This window comes from Paenibacillus sp. FSL A5-0031, from assembly GCF_001956295.1.
GTDB lineage: Bacteria > Bacillota > Bacilli > Paenibacillales > Paenibacillaceae > Pristimantibacillus.
Map to the genome: position 1 here is coordinate 21,997 of NZ_MRTD01000013.1, position 20,168 is coordinate 42,164.

20 protein-coding genes are annotated in these 20,168 nt (G+C 46.8%); 17 read left to right on the top strand and 3 right to left on the bottom strand.

Annotation, left to right across the window (positions count from 1 at the left end; translation table 11 throughout):
- Positions 1-167: 167 nt before the first annotated feature.
- Positions 168-722, top strand: coding sequence for a general stress protein (locus tag BK120_RS21930; protein WP_076269644.1), 555 nt, complete (start codon positions 168-170; stop codon positions 720-722).
- Positions 723-872: 150 nt separating this feature from the next.
- Here BK120_RS21930 and BK120_RS21935 read toward each other — a convergent pair whose 3' ends face one another.
- Together BK120_RS21935 and BK120_RS21940 are read right to left on the bottom strand one after the other, a co-directional pair.
- On the bottom strand, positions 873-2,102 hold the full coding sequence (locus BK120_RS21935; protein WP_076269645.1) for an NAD(P)/FAD-dependent oxidoreductase: 1,230 nt from the start codon (positions 2,100-2,102) through the stop codon (positions 873-875).
- Between the two features lie 101 nt (positions 2,103-2,203).
- The gene (locus BK120_RS21940) at positions 2,204-3,073 is read right to left on the bottom strand and encodes an AraC family transcriptional regulator (RefSeq protein WP_076269646.1); all 870 of its coding nucleotides are present in this window, start codon (positions 3,071-3,073) and stop codon (positions 2,204-2,206) included.
- A gap of 205 nt (positions 3,074-3,278) precedes the next feature.
- Here BK120_RS21940 and BK120_RS21945 point away from each other — a divergent pair, with 205 nt between their 5' ends.
- The 4 genes from BK120_RS21945 (at position 3,279) to BK120_RS21960 (ending at position 7,778) form a co-directional block, all read left to right on the top strand.
- Complete coding sequence (locus BK120_RS21945) at positions 3,279-4,451, top strand: galactokinase (protein WP_076269647.1); 1,173 nt, start codon at positions 3,279-3,281, stop codon at positions 4,449-4,451.
- Positions 4,452-4,494: 43 nt separating this feature from the next.
- Positions 4,495-5,481: a UDP-glucose 4-epimerase GalE gene (gene galE, locus BK120_RS21950; protein WP_076269648.1), complete on the top strand. Its 987-nt coding sequence runs from the start codon at positions 4,495-4,497 to the stop codon at positions 5,479-5,481.
- Between the two features lie 33 nt (positions 5,482-5,514).
- A complete protein-coding gene (locus BK120_RS21955; RefSeq protein ID WP_076269649.1) occupies positions 5,515-7,104 on the top strand; it encodes a UDP-glucose--hexose-1-phosphate uridylyltransferase in 1,590 nt (529 codons plus the stop codon).
- Positions 7,105-7,325: 221 nt separating this feature from the next.
- Complete coding sequence (locus BK120_RS21960) at positions 7,326-7,778, top strand: hypothetical protein (protein ID WP_076269650.1); 453 nt, start codon at positions 7,326-7,328, stop codon at positions 7,776-7,778.
- 101 nt (positions 7,779-7,879) lie between these two features.
- Here BK120_RS21960 and BK120_RS21965 read toward each other — a convergent pair whose 3' ends face one another.
- Complete coding sequence (locus tag BK120_RS21965; RefSeq protein WP_076269651.1) at positions 7,880-8,107, bottom strand: DUF1128 domain-containing protein; 228 nt, start codon at positions 8,105-8,107, stop codon at positions 7,880-7,882.
- Positions 8,108-8,217: 110 nt separating this feature from the next.
- Here BK120_RS21965 and yyaC point away from each other — a divergent pair, with 110 nt between their 5' ends.
- The 12 genes from yyaC to tsaD all read left to right on the top strand — a co-directional run bounded on the left by yyaC (position 8,218) and on the right by tsaD (position 19,941).
- Positions 8,218-8,838: a spore protease YyaC gene (gene yyaC / locus BK120_RS21970; protein ID WP_256710981.1), complete on the top strand. Its 621-nt coding sequence runs from the start codon at positions 8,218-8,220 to the stop codon at positions 8,836-8,838.
- Between the two features lie 14 nt (positions 8,839-8,852).
- A complete protein-coding gene (locus BK120_RS21975; RefSeq protein WP_076269652.1) occupies positions 8,853-9,716 on the top strand; it encodes an alpha/beta fold hydrolase in 864 nt (287 codons plus the stop codon).
- 21 nt (positions 9,717-9,737) lie between these two features.
- Entirely contained in the window at positions 9,738-10,400 is a 663-nt protein-coding gene (locus BK120_RS21980; RefSeq protein ID WP_076269653.1) for a DUF6483 family protein, read from the top strand.
- Positions 10,401-10,453: 53 nt separating this feature from the next.
- Positions 10,454-11,641 carry a class I SAM-dependent methyltransferase gene (locus tag BK120_RS21985; protein ID WP_076269654.1) on the top strand — a complete coding sequence of 396 codons (1,188 nt, stop codon included), beginning with the start codon at positions 10,454-10,456 and terminating at the stop codon, positions 11,639-11,641.
- A gap of 123 nt (positions 11,642-11,764) precedes the next feature.
- Positions 11,765-13,441 (top strand): histidine kinase N-terminal 7TM domain-containing diguanylate cyclase, encoded by a 1,677-nt coding sequence (locus tag BK120_RS21990; protein WP_256710986.1) that lies wholly within the window; start codon positions 11,765-11,767, stop codon positions 13,439-13,441.
- A 121-nt stretch (positions 13,442-13,562) separates the two neighbouring features.
- Positions 13,563-14,645, top strand: a complete 1,083-nt coding sequence (locus tag BK120_RS21995; RefSeq protein ID WP_076269655.1) for an HD-GYP domain-containing protein — start codon at positions 13,563-13,565, stop codon at positions 14,643-14,645.
- Between the two features lie 201 nt (positions 14,646-14,846).
- Entirely contained in the window at positions 14,847-15,716 is an 870-nt protein-coding gene (locus BK120_RS22000) for a YitT family protein (protein WP_076269656.1), read from the top strand.
- Positions 15,717-15,953: 237 nt separating this feature from the next.
- Positions 15,954-17,057 carry a thiamine-phosphate kinase gene (gene thiL, locus BK120_RS22005; RefSeq protein ID WP_076269789.1) on the top strand — a complete coding sequence of 368 codons (1,104 nt, stop codon included), beginning with the start codon at positions 15,954-15,956 and terminating at the stop codon, positions 17,055-17,057.
- A 13-nt stretch (positions 17,058-17,070) separates the two neighbouring features.
- Positions 17,071-17,559: a tRNA (adenosine(37)-N6)-threonylcarbamoyltransferase complex ATPase subunit type 1 TsaE gene (gene tsaE, locus BK120_RS22010; protein ID WP_076269657.1), complete on the top strand. Its 489-nt coding sequence runs from the start codon at positions 17,071-17,073 to the stop codon at positions 17,557-17,559.
- Positions 17,556-18,374 (top strand): tRNA (adenosine(37)-N6)-threonylcarbamoyltransferase complex dimerization subunit type 1 TsaB, encoded by an 819-nt coding sequence (gene tsaB, locus BK120_RS22015; RefSeq protein WP_076269658.1) that lies wholly within the window; start codon positions 17,556-17,558, stop codon positions 18,372-18,374. Before tsaE ends, tsaB begins: the two co-directional genes overlap by 4 nt.
- Complete coding sequence (rimI, locus tag BK120_RS22020) at positions 18,371-18,859, top strand: ribosomal protein S18-alanine N-acetyltransferase (protein ID WP_076269659.1); 489 nt, start codon at positions 18,371-18,373, stop codon at positions 18,857-18,859. Before tsaB ends, rimI begins: the two co-directional genes overlap by 4 nt.
- Before the next feature lie 38 nt (positions 18,860-18,897).
- Positions 18,898-19,941, top strand: coding sequence for a tRNA (adenosine(37)-N6)-threonylcarbamoyltransferase complex transferase subunit TsaD (gene tsaD, locus BK120_RS22025; RefSeq protein ID WP_144376825.1), 1,044 nt, complete (start codon positions 18,898-18,900; stop codon positions 19,939-19,941).
- Positions 19,942-20,168: the final 227 nt, after the last annotated feature.

Below are 20,168 nucleotides of genomic sequence, written 5' to 3' on the forward strand. Positions count from 1 at the left end.
TCCAATATCTATTCCTCCATCATACCGCGAACTTCAATGATGCACAACCTGATCATTTGACAACACAAAACCTTCGTTATTTCATGCCAAATTTCAACACAATACGACTTAATCCGTCATAAGAAGGGCATACCAAGATTAGTATGCAACATAAGGAGGATAAGGCAATGGCAAAAAAAATAGGCATATTTGAAACGGAGCAGCAAGTCATAACGGCTATTGAACAGCTGGAGCAAGCGGGCTTCGTTCAAGGCGAGCTAAAAGTCATAGCGAAAGATTCTGAGCATTCTAGGCGAGTAGAAGCAGAGAGCGATGTCCATGTGGACGAGCTTAGAGAGCTCGAAGATATGCCTGACCGTCAAGGTTTGGGTAGTCTTGGCATGGCTGCAGCTGCTGGGTTTGCAGGAGCTGGCATGAATGCCGTTTATGGCATGACAGGTTACGGGACAGCGCCTTATGCTGCCGGAGGTTTTCCTTTTGCAGCGGCAATTTTGCTTGGCGATGACGATCACAGTGGAACGCTGCAGTCGCTTGGTCTTGAAAATGAAGAGGTTCGATTGTGCAGCGATGCTCTGCAAAGCGGTTCATTAATCGTTATTGTTGAAACTCTGGAAAGCAAATCGTTGTTTGACAAGGATGGCGGTCCGGATTTGTCACGGCTAGGGGCGGCAGAAGCTGTTTTTCGCGCCTGCAATGCCTCCAGCGTTATTGCTGGCGAATAGCTGCTGGTAACATCAGAAAGATAATATAGAGAAGTCTCACTTATCGCGCAGAAGCCTTTTTTTGCCGATAGGTGAGGCTTTTTAATTATGTATATAAGCCGTCCGACGGACGGCAGCCGCAATGAAAAGTTGTATCATTTATGTTGTTGATTATACATTTGCTAAGGATTTGCGATCCAGCTTTACGATTTCAGTTAAGGGATGCTCTTCGCCGATAATAAGATCACGCAGCAAATGGGATGCAAGCATGCTGTAAACGGTACCGTTGCCGCCATATCCTAAGCAATAATAAACATTTTTCCAAGCGGGATCAGCACCTATAAAGGGCAAGCCGTCACGCGATTCGCCGAAGGTGGCGCACCATTCATAGGCAATGGGAGCCTGCAGCTCGGGAAATAAAGCCTTTAGCTGGCTGTGCAGCTTATCGCTGTGTTTCCTAAGTTCTTTATCGCTGTGAGTGGGCTTTTCAGTATGCTCATCCAAGCCGCCGACAACGACGCGGCCGTCAATCGTCGTTCGCATATACAAATAGGGACGGGCGGTTTCCCATACGAGAAAACGTTCGTGCCAGCTTTGAAGACTTGGCTGAACTTCAGTAACAAGTGCAAAGGAGCGATTCAGCTCCGCCTTGATCAGCTTGCCGCGAAGCTCTTCAGGCTCATAACCTACAGCATAAACAACATGCTCTGCTTCAATCTCATAACCGTCAGCGGTTTTTAGAAGATGGAGACCGCTTGGCAGCGTTTCATGGGCTACAACATCGGTTTGCTCATAAATCTCAAGCCCAGCTTCAGCGGCATCGTTTGCTACACCGTTTACGAACTGATAAGGATTTACCTCTGCGTCGCCGTGTGCAACGATTGCACCTGGCTTCTGAAACGGAAAATGTTTGGCGATGTCGCTTGGAGACCAAAATTCGACTTTAAGCCCACAAGCCTTTAAGGCCTCATATTCCCTTTTGAGTTTTGGAAGCTCCTGCTCCGATGAGGCATAATACAGGCTGTTTCTTCTAATTAAACCTACATCGACAGAAAGGGAATCAGCTGTTTTCTCGAGCATTTGGACTGCATCTCTGCATGCTTTATAGAAGATTTGGGCATCCCGCTCCCCGATTTGATCGATGAGATCACAAAGCATAATATCGTTGCAAAATTGCAGGAGGCCTGTATTTGCTGAGGTGCTTCCGCCTGCTACCTGTCCACGTTCAAGCATAATGGTGGAAAGGCCGCTTTTATTGAATACAGAAGAACATATCGTACCTGACATCCCGCCGCCTATAACAGCCACTTGTGTTTTTTTATTTTGCCGCAAGGGCGCATACACCTTGGGATTGTTTAATGTAACCGGCCAATATAAGTTACCGGTGTGCAGCTCTTTCATAGATCATCACTCCCTACGATAGTATTACCCGAATTTACGAATATGAAGCGATCGGGAGCTGATACTAACAAGAGGATGGAGATTCAGCTAAAAGGTGCTGCTTAGTCTCCTAAATTCCGCATCGCCATGCGGTATGCTGTAGGAGATTGGCCATGAAGCCGGCGGAATTGTTTGGAGAAGTACAGAGCATCCTGTAGACCGACTGATGCGGAAATTTGTTCGATGGTCAGCTCTGGCCGTTCCCTCAGCATGCGGCGTGCTTTATCGATTCGGAGCTTGAGCAGGAAAGTAACGGGAGACACGCCAATGCGCTGCTTGAACAAACGGGACAAGTACGCTCTATTGTAGCCAAGCGATTCCGCCATTTGTTCAATGGAGACCGGATGGGCATACTGCGTTGATAAGTAATGGATGACTTGTTGAAGCAAGTGATCGCCTTCTGCTTGGGAGGTACGGATTTCATTGCCGTTTTGGGTATTAAGCACGCTTTTGTACTCGGCAAGGAGCAAATGCAAATAACCTACGGCTCTCATATCAGACGCAGCGCCTCCCCGCCGAAAGGTATCATATATTTGACGAAACAAAGCAGCGGCTCGCCGCTTATCTGGCGTGAACACTACCTGCTGCTCTGCTGTTAAGCCAGCGGTTGCAACAAGATCGGCGGACAATGTTCCATGAAATGCGACCCAGCGATATTTCCATGGCGTGTCACCGTCAGATTCATAACTGATTAATTGTTCCGGCTCAATTAAGAAGGTATGCCCTGCACGAAGCTCATGCTTAACCTCATCACAAATAAAGATGCCCGTTCCTTCCAGTACGATGTGCATCAAATAGAAGTCATAAACCTTGGGACCAAGCCGGTGGTACGGCTTCGTTTGGCTCTCGCCAGCAAACAATACATTGAGTGGGGAGTTTTTGCCATCACTGATAACGGGATTGGAGGCTACGGTATACATATCCTGCTGCATTTTACTTTACACCTGCTTTACAGTGGAATGCGAAGATAAACAATTGTAGAGTTTATACTATCATAGCATGTCCGATGTTTATGCGAGAAGTCACATTAATCCATATAAAAAGCACTTGCCGCCATTTAGTTTTACTGCTGCTTCCCGTATACTAAGGTTGTTATCCAAACATACAAAATCGATATAAAAAGGAACGTGATAGCAAATGGCAAACATTGAAGCGCTAACACAGCAGTTCATACAACAATACGGCGGAGAAGCAAGCGACATCGCTGTATTTCATGCTCCAGGCCGCGTAAACTTGATCGGTGAGCATACAGATTACAACGGCGGCTACGTGTTCCCAGCTGCACTTACTTTCGGAACGACACTTCTTATCCGCAAACGCCCTGATCATCAGCTTGGTCTAGCGACAACAAACTTCCCAGCGTCAAAAAGCTTCTCGCTAGGCACAATTGTGTATGACGAGGCTGACGACTGGATGAACTATCCTAAAGGAATCGTTCATGAGCTTTTGCAAGCAGGCGTGAAATTCTCCAGCGGCTACGACTTGCTGTATCATGGCGAAATTCCAAATGGCGCTGGACTTTCCTCCTCTGCATCCATTGAGGTCGTAACAGCTTTTGCACTGCAAACACTTGAGGGACTTCCAACTGATAAAGTGAAAATCGCATTGCTGTCACAAAAATCCGAAAACGAGTTTAATGGCGTGCAATGCGGCATCATGGACCAATTCGCGGTAGCAAACGGCAAAAAGGACCATGCCATCCTGCTCATGTGCGATACGCTTGAATATGATCTCATTCCATTTGATTCCGGCAGCTATAAGCTGGTTATTGGCAATACGAACAAACGCCGCGGCTTGGTTGACTCCGCTTATAACGAGCGCCGCGCACAATGCGAGCAGGCGGTACAGGATCTTAAAGCAGCATTCCCTGAGCTTACGCTTCTTGGACAGATTAATCTGGAGCAATTTAACTCTGCAAAACATCTGATCAAGGATGAAACAGTTCGCAAACGCGCACAGCATGTTGTAGAGGAAATCGACCGTGTCCTGCAATCAATCAAAGCATTGAAAGCAAACGACCTTGCGCAGTTTGGACAATTAATGAACGGCTCACACGATTCGCTGCGCGATCTTTACGAAGTAACGGGTGCTGAGCTGGATGCGATGGTTGCGGCTGCTCGCCTCGTGCCAGGCGTACTAGGTTCGCGTATGACCGGCGCAGGCTTCGGCGGATGTACGGTTTCGCTCGTTCACGAAGACAGCGTTGAAGCGTTCCAAGCAGAGGTAGGCCGCAAGTATAATGAAGCAACAGGCTTAACTGCTGACTTCTATGTATGCACAATCGGAAATGGTGTAGAGCGCCTAGTATAAATAGCATGATCATGCGACACCAAATGGAGAGGGGAAATGAATCATGGCAGTATTAGTAACTGGAGGGGCTGGCTACATCGGCTCGCATGCAGTAGCGGCATTGCAGGAACGCGGTGAGGAAATCGTTATCGTCGATAACTTGCAGCAGGGTCACCATAAGGCTTTGCTTGGAGGCAAATTGTATGAGGGTGATCTTCGCGATGCAGCTTTCATGGATACCGTCTTTAAGGAAAATGAAATCGATGCAGTGATCCACTTTGCAGCGAATTCGCTTGTTGGTGAAAGCATGAAGGACCCGGGCAAATATTATCACAATAACGTGTTTGGTACGCTTTGCCTGCTTGAGAAAATGAATGAATACAATGTTCGTAAAATCGTATTCTCTTCGACAGCTGCTACTTACGGCGAACCGGAGAACGTGCCGATCGACGAGTACGACCGCACGCTTCCGACGAATGCTTATGGCGAAACGAAGCTTGCGATGGAAAAAATGATGAAGTGGTTCGACGTTGCTCATAACATCAAGTTTGTTTCGCTTCGTTACTTCAATGCGGCGGGCGCTCATGAGAGCGGAAAAATCGGCGAGGACCATAGCCCGGAAACCCATTTGATTCCTATCGTGCTCCAAGCAGCGCTTGGTCAACGTCCTCATATTTCGGTATTTGGAGAAGACTATGAGACGCCTGACGGTACGTGTGTCCGTGATTATATTCATGTAAGCGACCTTGCCGATGCCCATGTGCTTGCAGTGGATCGTCTTCGCAGCGGGGCTGAAAGCTCTGTATACAATTTAGGCAACGGAACAGGCTTTTCTGTCAAACAAGTTATTGAAATTGCGCGCACAGTGACTGGCAAAGAAATCCCTGCTGTGTTCGAAGCTCGCCGTGCGGGCGACCCTGCTATTCTCGTAGCTTCATCAGATCGTGCTCGCAAGGAGCTGGGCTGGAATCCGAAGCGGGATAAGCTTGAGGACATTATCAAAAGCGCTTGGAGCTGGCATGAAGCGAATCCAAATGGATACAACGACTAGGGTTGACGCTTAAAGGAAAGGAGCTGCATCACCTTGGAAACTAAGCAACAAGCAACATTAGCAAACGATGCGCTGATTCTTATAGAACGATTGCTGCAATTTGGATTGCAGCGCAATCTGCTTAACGATCAGCTTGATACGCATGCAGCGAGAAACGAACTGCTAGATCTCTTTCACTTTACTGAGCCTTTTGAAGGCCAAGTGACAGAGGAGCGACTCGAAAGCGCAGTACCGCTTCTGGAGCCGCTGCTTGACTATGGTTACGCTATCGGACTCATTCCAGATAATACGACGACATATCGCGATTTGCTTGATGCTCGCATTATGGGCTTCTTGCTGCCGCGTCCTTCAGAAGCCAGCGCTGCATTTTCACGTTTGGCGAAGGAGCAGGGACTAAAAGCAGCTACGGACGCTTTCTACAACCTGAGCATCGATTCGAACTACATTCGGATGGACCGCATACGCAAAAACCTTTATTGGCTGCACGAGACAGAATTCGGAAATCTTGAGATTACGATTAATCTCTCGAAGCCCGAGAAAGATCCGAAGGAGATTGCGCTGCTCAAAACGATGCCGCAGGCGAAATATCCGAAGTGCTTGCTCTGCGTAGAAAACGTTGGCTATGCTGGCCGTCCTGATCATCCGGCTCGTCAAAACCTGCGTGTCCTGCCGCTCACGCTGCAAGAAGAGCAGTGGTATCTGCAATATTCACCGTATGTTTATTACAATGAGCACAGCATCATTTTCAAAGGCGCACATGAGCCGATGGTTATTTCACATTCTTCATTCGCGAGACTGCTCGATTTCGTGGAATTGTTTCCGCATTATTTCATTGGCTCGAACGCTGATTTGCCGATAGTCGGCGGATCGATTCTAAGCCATGATCATTTCCAAGGCGGCCGCCATGTGTTTCCGATGGAAGCTGCATCAACAGATACGCTGTTTACTGATCCTAAGCTGCCAGGCTTGCGCTTTGGCATCGTGAACTGGCCAATGTCAGTCGTTCGGGTTAACGGGACGTCCAAAGCGGATGTTCATCGTGCAGCTTGCCATATTCTCGACGAATGGCGTAATTATAGCGATGAAGCTGTAGATGTGATGGCATTTACGAAACAGGCCGATGGCACAAATACTCCGCATAACACGATTACGCCTATTGCACGTCTACGGGACAACGGCGAGTATGAGATTGATCTAGTGCTTCGCAACAACCGCACGAGCGAAGAGCATCCGGACGGTATTTTCCATCCGCATCAGCATTTGCATCATGTGAAGAAAGAAAATATCGGTTTGATCGAAGTCATGGGACTGGCGGTACTGCCAGGACGCTTGAAGGATGAACTGGAGCAAATTGCAGCTTATTTGTCAGGGGCATCAGCTGCTGTAGCAGAAGAACTTCATGCGGACTCTCATCCGCTCCATAAGCATGCTGAGTGGCTGCTAGCTCTAATCGATCGTTTTGGATCTTCAAATACTGCTGAACAAGCGAAAAAAATCGTTGAAGCTGAAACGGGCAGCAAGTTTCTAGAGGTGTTGAAGGACGCAGGCGTATACAAGCGCACCGCTGATGGCGCCGCAGCCTTCGAACGTTTCTTAACGTCTATAGGGCTCCAAAGAGCATAAAATAATAAAACCTCTATCCACGCGGGCCACTAGCGATTGGATGGAGGTTTTTTGCTATCAAGCTTAAAAATGAAGCAATTTATATAATGTTTTATAATCATGCATTGTGAAATTATATTAATTTGTAAAGTGACAAAATTTATGGTATTTTTTATAGAATAAACAAACCTTTTTGAATTATATTTTTATTTCTCTATAAACTATTTATCGGAGGGGTCAAGATGTCCGAAAAAATGCTGCCGTTGGACGACTTTTTGCAGCTTAGCACTGACGAGCAAGTGGAAAAATTAAAGCGTTGGAAGATGGATTACACGCTTAAAGACATTCGGGAAGCTTGGAACTTCAAGCATTCCGCGCAATATTATATGCTGCTGAAGAAGCTTCGGATTTACGAAAGAGTTGTTAATAAATCAGATAAGTTTTATCCCGTCCAAGAGCAGCTCATAACGAGAACGAATGCTGGCGGAGAGCGCGGCTGGTCCGGCCAGTCTGCTTTCGCGGAGCGTAAGCTTCCGTCGGATAGCTTCGATTATCATTTAAATACGACGCTAAGCGGACCTGCACTTGCAGACAAGCTGGAGCGTATCGCACATTTTCTAAAAGGCGAGCACAAGGAAGTATCGATAAAGCTGTCTATAGAAGCTGCGGAAATAGAAGTGGAAGAGCTGGAGTAAATAAAAAGAACCGAGTTCGGCGAAGTTGCCTGGCTCGGTTCTTCTTTTGTAGAAAAATGAAAATAAATGTCTGATACTGGAATATTATGTTTGTAAATAGTTTATTGCAAACGCAGCTTTCCAAGCTCGGAAACGAGCGCTTCTACCTCGCTGATGCTGAATTTCTCTTTTGAAGCGACTACTTCGTACAGATCTTTTATATCCTCATATTTATTGAGATCAAAGTTAGATGCCTGCATTGCTGCAGCGGAAGCCATTTTCAGCTTTGTTTTGATAACTTCAATCATAAACGCTACATTTTCTTGCGTTTGTAAGTTTAAATTCGTCATGGAGTGCCTCCTAAAGTTTTTGCGAGCCGAAGTCGGCTTCGGAAATGGGCTTGTTCGAACGTTTTGCAATGCTGCAATTGTAACATGTTTCAAACGAGTATGACCACAAATTGAACAGTATCTTAAAATTGGATACAATTGAACTAGATACGATTGGCAATCGAAGACAGGGCAGGTGCAATACGACGGAACAGCTAACGAGCAGTGAATTGGAGAACTTTTTTAGTGCCATTGCAAATAAGTATATGAATCGCAGCGGCATTGTATTTGTATGTATAGGCAGTGATCGTTCCACAGGGGACTCTCTTGGCCCGTTAGTGGGAACGATGCTTAAGGAAAGAGGTTGGCCGAATGTCATTGGAACATTGGACAAGCCATGTGATGCGCATGCGGTTCAGCAAGCCGCTCAGTCGCTGCATAAAGATGACGTTGTCATTGCCATTGATGCATGCCTTGGCAAACCAACCTCCATCGGCCGTTTTATTTTGCACGAAGGACCGCTTGAGCCAGGAAAGGCAATCGGCCGCAGACTTCCAGCAATTGGGCATTATAGTATTGCAGGCGTAGTAAATGCTAACGGACCCAAGGCTTACTGGATGCTGCAAACGACTTCACTTTACCAAGTGATGCGTATGGCAAGCGAGATCGCGTGCGCGGTAGATTCAGCTTGGGGCCAGCATTCGGATAGCTTGTCATATGTTAATCAAGCATTACAAATTCCATCCGTGTAGAGGAGCATGAACAAATGACAAATGAAAATAGCAAAGAAGTATACTCAATCGCACAGCGCAAGCTTTTTTTGAATAACGGATTGGAGCTTGCCTATTATGATTCCCATCCGGATGACGGAGGCGCGGCGGATGGCATTAGCGAGGTTGTCGTATTGCTGCATGGCTACTGCGGAAGCTCTTCCTATTGGGAGCATATCTTGGATGGGCTAGAGCAATCTGTACGTATCATTGCGCCAGACGCACGCGGACATGGAAGAAGCTCTGCGCCAAGTGATGAGGTTTATACGATGGAATTGTATGCGGAGGATATTGCTGAGCTGCTTATCAAGCTGCAAATTCATAATGCAGTATTGCTTGGGCATTCCTTAGGGGGCTACATTACTCTTGCATTCGCTGAAAAATATGCGAAGAAGCTTTCCGGCTTTGGCCTGATCCATTCAACAGCGCTAGCAGATAGTGACGCTGCCAAAGAAAACCGTGATAAAGCAGCAGCGGCTCTCGAGCAAGATGGCGTGAAAACATTCGTTGATGGTCTTATTCCTAAGCTGTTTGCTCCCGCTAATGTGGAGGCTTTGTCCGCTGAGGTTGAGCAAGGAAAGAAAATAGGTTATGGCACATCCCTGCAAGGCGCAATCGGCACAGCAAAAGGAATGAAGGCACGTCCAAACCGGACGCAGGTAATCGAGCAATCTGAGCTGCCAGTACTACTTGTTGCAGGGGTGTCAGATAAGGTTATTCCGGTGGAGAGTGTTTTTGCAGCATCAAACGGATCTACCGTGAAAGTGGAGCTTGGCAGCGCAGGTCATATGGGAATGATCGAAGAGCCGAAGCAATTGATCAATGCTATTCTTAGCTTTGTAAAGAATAAGCAGCAGTAGATTGGCGAGAGGGGGAACCAGATGTTTCAGCGCGATTATTTCATGCGAATGATTGAGCAAATGACAGAAGCAGTCGGTCAAATTATGAATTTGAGGCGAGAGCGCAAGCACGAGGAGGCTTTGCTCTACATCGATGAGCTTCTTGATACAAAGTTTAGGCTAAGCAGCAAGCTTATTCGTTCCCTTTCGGATGAAGACTTACTAAAAATGATGACAACGAACGGGATATTGGAAACAGATCATTTGCAAGCCATCGCTCTTCTGATGAAGCAGGAAGCTGAATTGACTGCCGACTTGGGACGCGAGGATGAGAGTTTTATCGCGTATGTGAAGTCGCTGCATTTGTTTCTAAGATTATCGCTAGTAGATGCGGCGCCAACGATTACCGAGCCTCGCGAACAAATAAAGGAGCTGCTTGAGCGGCTGAAGCCATATGAATTGCCCCTTGCTACGAAACGTTTGTTAATGGAATGGCTTGAAGCAGAAGGGCGTTATGACGCTGTTGAAAATATGATGCATGAGCTGCTTGAAGATAACGCGCTGACGAACGAGGAAGCAGATGCAGCTTATAGACGATTGTTGCTGCAACCGGACGAGCGGCTTGATGCGGGAGGCCTGCCGCGCGAGGAGATTGAGCAGGGAATTGAAGACCTTGCCAAGCAGCAAACAGACGATATAGCATAAGCGTACGTATAGTGTGCTTAGCTTCAAAACTGATTTAGGAGTGATTGGACAGCATGACGGAACAATGGCAGCAAGAAATTACGAAATGGATCACTGGCAAAGAGCTGCTGCAGGCTACGCTTAGCCAGCCGAAGCGGAAGGACGGAACCGCAGCGCCTAAAACAATCATTCGTCCCATTGAGATGAAGAACGGCTTGTTTTATCAATTTGAATATCATTTTGCAAACAAGGTTACGCATGACAATGTTGCAGAGCCGCAAGCGGCTGAGCGAGTCATCGATTTGCTGCAGGAGAACTATCGTCAGGCGCTTGTAAAAACGAACGAGGCTGACGTTCAATTGCTCTTTAGCAAAAAAGGGAAAGCAGCTATTTTAAAGAAACCGCCAACTGGTGATTCGAGCAAAGCAAATTTGCAGCATAATCGGCAGAAACAGCGTATTTTGTCCGAGAATCAAGCGGCCCCTTTTCTTGTTGAGCTTGGCATTATGACGCAGGAAGGGCTTGTCCACGCCAAAAAACAGGATAAATACAGACAAATCAATCGTTTTCTAGAGATGGTAACGGATGTGCTTGCGTATTTGCCAACGGACAGGGAAATTACGATCATTGATTTTGGCTGCGGCAAATCTTATTTGACGTTTGCGCTTTACCATTTGCTTGCAGTGGAGCAGAAGCGGAATATTAACATTATTGGACTTGACCTTAAAGCCGATGTCATTGCTTTCTGTTCAGAGCTTGCGGAGAAGCTGGGTTATGACAAGCTTAAGTTTCTTGTAGGTGACATTGCTGAATATGAAGAGCTGCAAGCTGCTGATATGGTTGTCACTCTGCATGCATGCGATACGGCTACGGATGCTGCGCTTGCCAAGGCTGTTAATTGGGGAGCCTCCGTTATTATGTCGGTACCTTGCTGCCAGCATGAGCTGTTCAAGCAGGTAAAGAATGATGTACTATCACCGCTACTCTCTCAAGGCCTGCTGAAGGAGCGTTTTTCCGCACTCGCCACGGATGCCGCAAGAGGAACTTTGCTGGAGGTTTTGGGGTATAAGGTTTCGATGCTGGAATTTGTAGATCCAGAGCATACGCCAAAAAATCTGCTCATTCGCGCGGTTCGTTCAGAGCAGCATGGGCCATCTATGAAAAAATGGGAAGAGTATGAGCAATTCCGTCAGTTTCTGAACATTTCCCCGTCGCTGGAGCATATGCTTTCCGAACGATGGCCTAATCGCATTTCCAAATAATATGCTTATTGGCGAATGTTACACTTTGAATTTTTTGAGGGTAAGCAATTGTCGATAGTATTAACATTTGCTACAATGGAAGAAGATGGCTATCAAATGAATGGGTGAACCGTATTGGAATGGATGATCTGGCTAGACTTTAGTATGTTTCTAGTGCTGCTCGGCTTGTTTTTCTACGTGTTTGCCTCCAGCAACGTTACGATTTTGCATCGTATGTATTTGACTTTGCATGTCGTTTTTATGTGTTGGACGCTTTTTCAATTTGCGTCCCAGACGACAACTTCTGCACTCTTTAGACTATTTTACGTTTCCATATCGTATGTAGGGCTTTCTCTGCTTGGAATTGGATGGTTCGTATTCATCGTATATCTCACCGGCCAGTCGTATGTTATACGAAAGAGCCGGTTGTTCATTTTAGCGATGCCCGCGCTTATTTCTGTAGCTGTGGTTATCATTAACCCAAATGGCATGTTTCTACGAATTAACGATCAGCTAAGTCCGCTCAAGCAGCTAGAGCAAGGGCCGTTGTACTGGATTATGATTACGCAATTAATTGTTTATGTAACCGTTTCTTTTGTTATTATGTTCTACAAGCTGCGCGGCGAAAATTCGGTACGGCAGCGCACATTAATCAAAACCGCAATAAACGGTATGTTTGTACTCGTTTCGTTTGCTATAACAGATTTATTTATCAATGTTCTATTAATTGAAAAAATGAATCAATATATTCCGCTTATTTCAGTAGGAATGGCTGTTGCCGCTGTTTATTTGGTACATGCCATTAGACGGAACAAAGTACTAGATATTATTCAAACCGTACAAAGAGATGTAATGAATACGATGTCGATGGGGATTATCGTGCTCGATGAGAACGATATCATCATCGATGTAAATAAAGTAATAAAGCCGATTCTGAGGCTGCGCATTGGCGACAAGTTTAATTCCGCTCATCTAGGACCGCAATTTAAAGGCGAGGTTACTAGAGATATAGCTGCTTTTTTTGAAGAGCAGAATAAGCGTCCGATGGATAGGCTTGAGATGGAAATTGCAATTCAGCATGACAAGCATAGACATATTATCGTACAGTCTGCGCCTATATTGAACAATAAGAAGACATTGGTAGGCAGAGTACTGACCTTCCAGGATGTGACGGAGCTTCGCCTGCTAGTCGAAGAAACGAATGTTCAGAACGAGCTGCTTCAGGATCGGAATCGCGATCTGCTTATTATGCAGGACGAGCTGTTTCAAGCGAATAAGAAGCTTGAGCATATGGCGATTACTGACGGTTTGACCGGCTGCTATAATCGGCGTTACTTGCTTCATCAATTGGAGCAAGAAGTGATTGCTAATATTCGTTATGGCATACCCTTCTCTATATTTTTATTTGACCTCGATCATTTTAAATTGATTAATGATAAATATGGCCACTTAATTGGTGATGAGGTGCTTTGCGGTACGGTTGATGCCGTTAGAGGAGTTCTGCGATTTACGGATATATTAGCTCGTTATGGCGGAGAAGAATTTACGGTGTATTTGCCGCATACCAACCGAGACCAAGCTGATCAGATAGCGGAGATTCTTATGGAATCGGTTGAGCAAAATAAAATAAACACGGGAACCTCTGAGGAGCCGGTATCGGTAACGATAAGCATGGGCGTAATCTCTATTGAACATGTTGACCCAACCGATTTAGTTGATCCAAAAGCTTTTTTAAGAGAGTTGCTTGCACAGGCAGATGCCGCATTATATGAAGCTAAGTATAATGGACGTAATCGGATTGTTAAACGAAAATTAGCCTAGCAGCCTGAACAGTATGTTTAGGCTTTTTCGTGTTTGCTGCATAGTCAGTTGGACATAGTTCTGATAAAATGGATTTGATCCGGTTACAATCGCTAAACTATCAAAGGCGGGAACTAATCTAATGAGAAAAACGCAGATTGGAATGGTCAAGCCGGGAGACAAGGTGGCTAAACCCATTTTTCAAGAAAACGGCAACGTGCTTCTAGGAGAAGGGGTTGAATTGAATGATCGTTACATCGATCGATTGCGGAACTTAGGCATCGATTTTCTATTCATAGAGGATGGGTTGACGGAGGATCTGATTCCTGAAGATACGATCCGTGATGAAACGCGTAAGCAAGCGGTCGATACTATTTACAAAACGATGAACTCCTTCAAAGACCAGACCGTAACAAAAGGGCGAACGATCGCACCGGATATGGGCCGCAACTTTCGGGCGGTATTCGGCCAAATTATGCAGGATTTATCCTCAAGACCAAACATGCTGGTTAATTTAACGAGCATTCATGCAATGGAAGGTTATTTATTTCAGCATTCCTTTAACGTGGCTGTGCTTTCAGGCATTATGGGCATGGCAAAGGGCTTTAATCGCAATCAGCTTGAAGAGCTTGGCATTGGCGCGCTGCTCTTCGATATCGGTATGACAAAGGTGCCGCCAAAGCTGCTGGCTCATACTGGCGGTTTATCGCTGGCGGAACGTGAAGTTATCAAAAGCCATGCGAAGGACGGGTTCGATATATTGCGCAAGTATCACGATATATCTATCGTTTCTGCACACTGCGCGCTTCAGCATCATGAACGATTTAACGGATCAGGTTACCCGCGCGGTCTCAAGGAAAGCGAGATTCATATGTACGCTCAAATCGTAGGATTAGCGGACACTTTTGATGCATTAACTTCACCAAGGCCATATCGCAAACGGTACACGGCAAGCGAAGCGATTGAGTTTTTATTTGCTGCCGGCGGCACTTTTTTTGATCTGGACTTGATTAAGCTGTTCTGTCGGCATATATCAATATATCCAGTTTCGACTTCGCTTTTGCTTAGCACTGGTCAAGTTGGTGTCGTTTCAGAAAATACGGAGCTCGCTGTCCATCGTCCCCGTGTACGAATTATTATGGAGCCAGACGGCACAATGCCGGCATCGCCTTATGAGATTGAGCTCAAGAACGAGCTTCATATTACGATCGTAAAGGAGTTGTAATTATTTTTTGTAGGAAATAGGCGCTATGTCTTTCGCGCTAACTTGAATATTAAACATGGATAGAAACCTTCTCTTAGAGGCAAATTGCTGCTAAAGTGGAAGGTTTCTTTTTTTGCAATAATGACAGAGTTGCTTTATATCTGGTACTTTTTAAGGTAAAATAATGAGAAATAGAGCTAATAGGGGGATGTGCGTACATTTATGGGATCATTACAGCACCACAAACTGTCCAAGCTCGAAGTGTTGCGAAGAGTGCTGTTTATTACACTAGGCGCTGCGCTCGTCTCAGTTGGGCTGGAAATCTTTCTAGTACCAAATCATATTATTGATGGTGGTATTGTCGGCATATCGATCATGGCCTCCTATTTAACGAAAGTGCCGCTGGGTCTTTTTCTCTTTCTTCTTAATCTTCCATTTTTGTTTCTTGGTTACAAGCAAATCGGCAAAACCTTTGCAATATCGACGCTGTACGGCGTTTCGGTCATGTCGCTAGGAACGTTTTTGCTTCATCCCGTACCGCCTCTTACGGTAGAGCCTTTTCTAGCTGCTATATTCGGCGGTGTCATTTTGGGCATTGGCGTTGGCATGGTTATTCGCTTTGGCGGATCGCTCGATGGTACCGAAATTGTTGCGATCGTGTTTAATAAGCGTATTCCTCTTTCGGTTGGCGAGACCGTTATGTTTTTCAACTTATTCATTCTCGGCAGTGCAGGCTTCGTGTTTGGCTGGGATCGGGCAATGTATTCGCTTATCGCGTATTATATTGCTTATAAATTGATTGATATTACGATCGAGGGCTTCGATGAATCCAAAGCGGTGTGGATCATTAGCGATGAAGCGAAGGAAATCGGCGCAGCGATTATGAGCCGTTTAGGACGCGGAGTTACTTACCTGCATGGCGAAGGCGGCTTTACTGGCGGCAGCAAGCGCGTTATTTTTTGTGTCATTACGCGGCTTGAAGAAGCGAAGATGAAGTCGATTGTTCATGAGCTTGACCCTGTGGCGTTTCTTGCCGTCGGCAATATTCACGATGTGAAGGGCGGACGGTTTAAGAAACGGGATATTCACTAATGATGGTAGTAGGGCGTGTCTGAGAACTCTGAGGACAGCAAATTTTGCCGAATTTTCGTTCCATGCAAGGCGTGTTTGTGAAGGCGTACCAGGGGTACGTCAAGCAAACGGAACGAAGCAAGGGGCGAAAAGGCTGTGAAAGGTGCCGCTGAACGGGTTATCAGACATGCCCTAGTCAGTTTCTAAGAAATGCGAGGCCGATTTGGCTTGCACAGATCGGCCCACTTTTGCTTTGAGATGAAGGAGACCGGCAATTTGGATGAGTTTGCGAGTATTCATCATTGGACGGCAGGCAGGCAAGGAAGTGCTTGGCAGCGTGAGCGCGGCGTGGTTATAGGGATAGGCGATGATACCGCCGTAGTTGATCCCGCTTCTGCTGCGGATGGCATTGCTGCTCCAAAGCGGATGCTGCTGGCCGTCGACACGATGGTGGAGACGGTACACTTCAAGCCGTCGACGATGCGGGACGAGGATGTCGGCTATAAGGCGCTTGCCGCCAACATTAGCGATATTGCCGCGATGGGAGGCATGCCTTTGCATGCGCTCGTCTCGGTCAGCGTACCGCCATCGTATACGCCGGAGCGAATGCGGAGGCTGTATGATGGGCTGTACGAGTGCGCCGAGCGCTACGGGGTTGCCATTGTAGGCGGCGATACAACGTCGGCGCCGGAGCATTTGGTTGTCGCTGTAACGGTGGTTGGCACCGTGGAAGCAGGGCGTGAGCTGTGTCGCTCGGGCGCAAAGCCGGGCGATGCAGTGTTTGTGACCGGCGCCGTAGGCATGTCGGCGGCGGGATTGCATGCGCTCCTTGCAGAGGAGGAGCGCGCGGTGCTGCAGCCCGCGGATTTCAGCGCGGGCAGGGAAGGTTTGCTTGTGCAGGCGCATCAGCGGCCAACTCCTTCAGTGCGTGCGGGAAGGCTGCTGCTTGAGCATGGGAGCTGTCGTTCACTTAATGATGTAAGCGACGGCCTCGCGAGCGAAGCATGGGAAATTGCTGAAGCGTCGGGGCTTCGCCTCGTGCTGTATGAGAAACTTCTGCCAAAGAGCGGCAGCTTGGCCGCTTACGCTTCAAGCGTAGGAATAGATCCGCTGGAATGGATGCTGTATGGCGGAGAAGATTACGTCTTGCTAGGCACGATAGCACCAGAGCATGCGGAAGCGATGCGAGCAGCTTTTCACCTTGAAGGTATTCCTTTTTTTATTATTGGGGAAACCGAGATGGGTGAACCCGCTGTTGAGCTCATTCGACATGATCAAGCTTTTAAGGAAAAAGAGTCGCTGCCTCATTTGGAGAAGAGAGTTTTGCTTAAGAAACGCGGATATAATCATTTTTCGACATGAACGGGTGAATAGCATGCAACAACAGATAAGCCATGCCACTTGGCTGGCACAAACGGAACAAGACACTGTAACGCTAGCCGAACAGCTTGCAGCTTGGGTAAAACCAGGTACATTGCTTGCATTGGATGGTGATCTGGGCGCGGGAAAAACTAGATTTTCACAAGCTTTTGCAGGCGCAATCGGTGTGAAAGGCATTGTGAATAGTCCGACTTTTACAATTATAAAAGAATACGAAGGGAATCAGCTTCCCTTTTATCATATGGATGTTTACAGGCTTTCGCTGGAGGAAGCGGATGAGCTTGGTTTGGATGATTATTTTTATGGCGATGGCGTAACGATTGTGGAATGGGCTAGCTTGATCAAGGAGCTGCTGCCAGCTGAGCGGTTGGAGCTGTATATTGAGCATCTTGGCGATGAAGCACGGCGCATACAATTGACCGGCTACGGTGAAATTTACGCAGGCTGGTGTGAAGCTTTAAGCAAGTTAGGAGCAGACAGATGAGTAATGAGCAGAGAAATCAAACGGGACCGATACTCGCTTTAGATACGTCCACGGCGTCGATGGCAGCTGCTATCGTTAGCGGTCATGAGGTGCTTGCGGAAATTCAAACATTAGCGGAAAGAAACCATTCTGTCCACGTTGTGACGCATATTCAAGAAATGCTGCGAAAAAGCGGCCTTGCTAATACGGACATCGAGGCGATTGCGGTTGGGAATGGACCAGGATCATATACAGGAATGCGTATTGCGATCTCTGTAGCAAAAACGTTGGCATGGGTATGGAACAAGCCGCTGGTGAGCGTGTCCAGCTTGGAGGCCATAGCATATGGCGCTTGGCATCAGCAGGTGAGCGGAATTGCGGAGCTGGAGAAAGCGCGTAATGGCGAGCATTGGGTATTTCCGATTATGGATGCAAGGCGCGGTCAGGTGTATACATCGGCTTTCTCGATGACGGATGCATCTGAATGGACTCGCTGGCTGGATGATGGCGTTCGTATTATGAAAGATTTTGTAGATCAGCTTGAGCAGCGATTAGCGAATTTGCCGGCTGGAAGCATAAGGAGCATCTCACTCGTCGGCGACCTGTCGCTTCATGAAGAAAGCGCGATGCGCTTGAAGCAGATTGGCGATGCAGCAGGCGTTATCGTTCAGCTTCAACCCTATATCCAAGAGGGCAAATGGATAGCAGAGCTTGGCCTCAAAAGACTGCAGTCAGGTCTAATAGAAGATCCGCATACTCTTATTCCTAACTACACTCAGCTAACTGAGGCTGAGGTCGTATGGAAGGCAAAGCAGGCAGGTGAAGCTAAGGCATGAAAGTAGAAGTGAACAAACTCATTTTTCGAGCGATGACTATGGCAGACATACCCGCTATCGTTGCGATTGAACAGGAAGCCTTTACGAGTCCATGGACTGTGGAAGCATTCACGAATGAGCTCATGAACAACTTATTTGCTCGCTATATGATTATGGAATATGAGGATCAAATAATAGGCTACGGCGGCATGTGGGTTATTATGGACGAAGCACATGTAACGAATATTGCGGTACGCTCAGATTATCGCGGGCAAGGTTTAGGAAACTGCTTGCTTAATGAGCTGCAGCGGACGGCAGTTTTCTTTGGCGCGGTAAAGATGACGCTAGAGGTTCGTCCCTCCAATGAAATTGCGCAAAACCTTTATCGGAAATACGGTTTTGAGCCTGCCGGCATACGCCCGAGGTACTACTCGGACAACAATGAAGACGCGCTTATTATGTGGGCTGAGCTAGACAAAGAGCGGTTGAAGGTAAGGGAGCAATGAATGTGAATCAATCGAAACAGGCAGTGAATGAACAGTCAATGAATGATCTTGTTTTGGCGATCGAAACGAGCTGCGACGAAACGTCAGCGGCGGTTATTCGCGGTGGAAAACATATTTTATCGAATGTCGTGTCCAGCCAAATTGAAATACATGAGCGATACGGCGGTGTAGTTCCCGAGATTGCTTCGCGTAAACATGTAGAGTCGATTACATTGATAATAGAACAGGCTGTCAAGGAATCAGGGCTGACGCTAAAGGATATGTCTGCTATCGCAGTCACACAAGGTCCCGGTCTTGTAGGTGCTTTGCTCGTAGGTATTGTAGCGGCCAAAAGCCTGTCTATGGCATTAGATATTCCATTGATCGGTACGCATCATATTGCAGGTCATATTTATGCAAATGAGCTCGTTCATGACATTATATATCCATGTATGGCGCTAGTTGTTTCGGGGGGCCATACAGAGTTAGTGCTGTTAAAAAGTGAAGGTGATTTCCAAGTCGTTGGCCGTACTAGGGATGACGCAGTCGGTGAAGCGTATGACAAGGTAGCGCGGGCGCTGCATTTGCCATACCCAGGCGGGCCGCATATCGACAAGCTTGCAGTCGAAGCAGAGGAATCGATTACTTTGCCTCGTGCATGGCTGGAACCGGATAGCTATGATTTTAGCTTTAGCGGCTTGAAATCAGCAGTACTAGCGGTTATTAATCAGACGAGAATGAAGGGCTTAGTCCTGAATGAGGCGGCACTTGCTCGCGGATTCCAAGAGTCAGTCACTGAGGTGCTCGTCACAAAAGCTCTGCGCGCAGTCAAACAATATGGCGCGAAGCAGCTGCTGCTTTGTGGCGGCGTGGCTGCGAATAAGGGCTTGAGGGCAGCTTTAAGTGCGAAGTGCGTGTCAGAACGTGTGCCTCTGCTCATACCGCCGAATTCGCTGTGTACAGATAATGCTGCAATGATTGGAGCAGCGGCTTATTTGAAGTTAAAACGGTCGCAATTCACAGATCTTGACATGAAAGCTGACCCTGGTTTATCGCTTGAGAGCTGGTCAGTGAGCAATATGCCACATTCATTGGCCGAATAGGGGCTAATAAAAAATTATTTCAATTGGAATTGACAGACAATTTATTAGAGCATATAATAAGCAACAATACTTCAAACTTCAACTTCATACGTTACAAACGCAAAGAACAGGAATAGTAAAGCTTGTCCGGGAATGTCTGAAACGTCACTATGAATGTATATCATTCATACGTCGTTATGACACAAGAGAGCTGCGGGATGGTGCAACGCAGTCGAAGGATGCTTGAA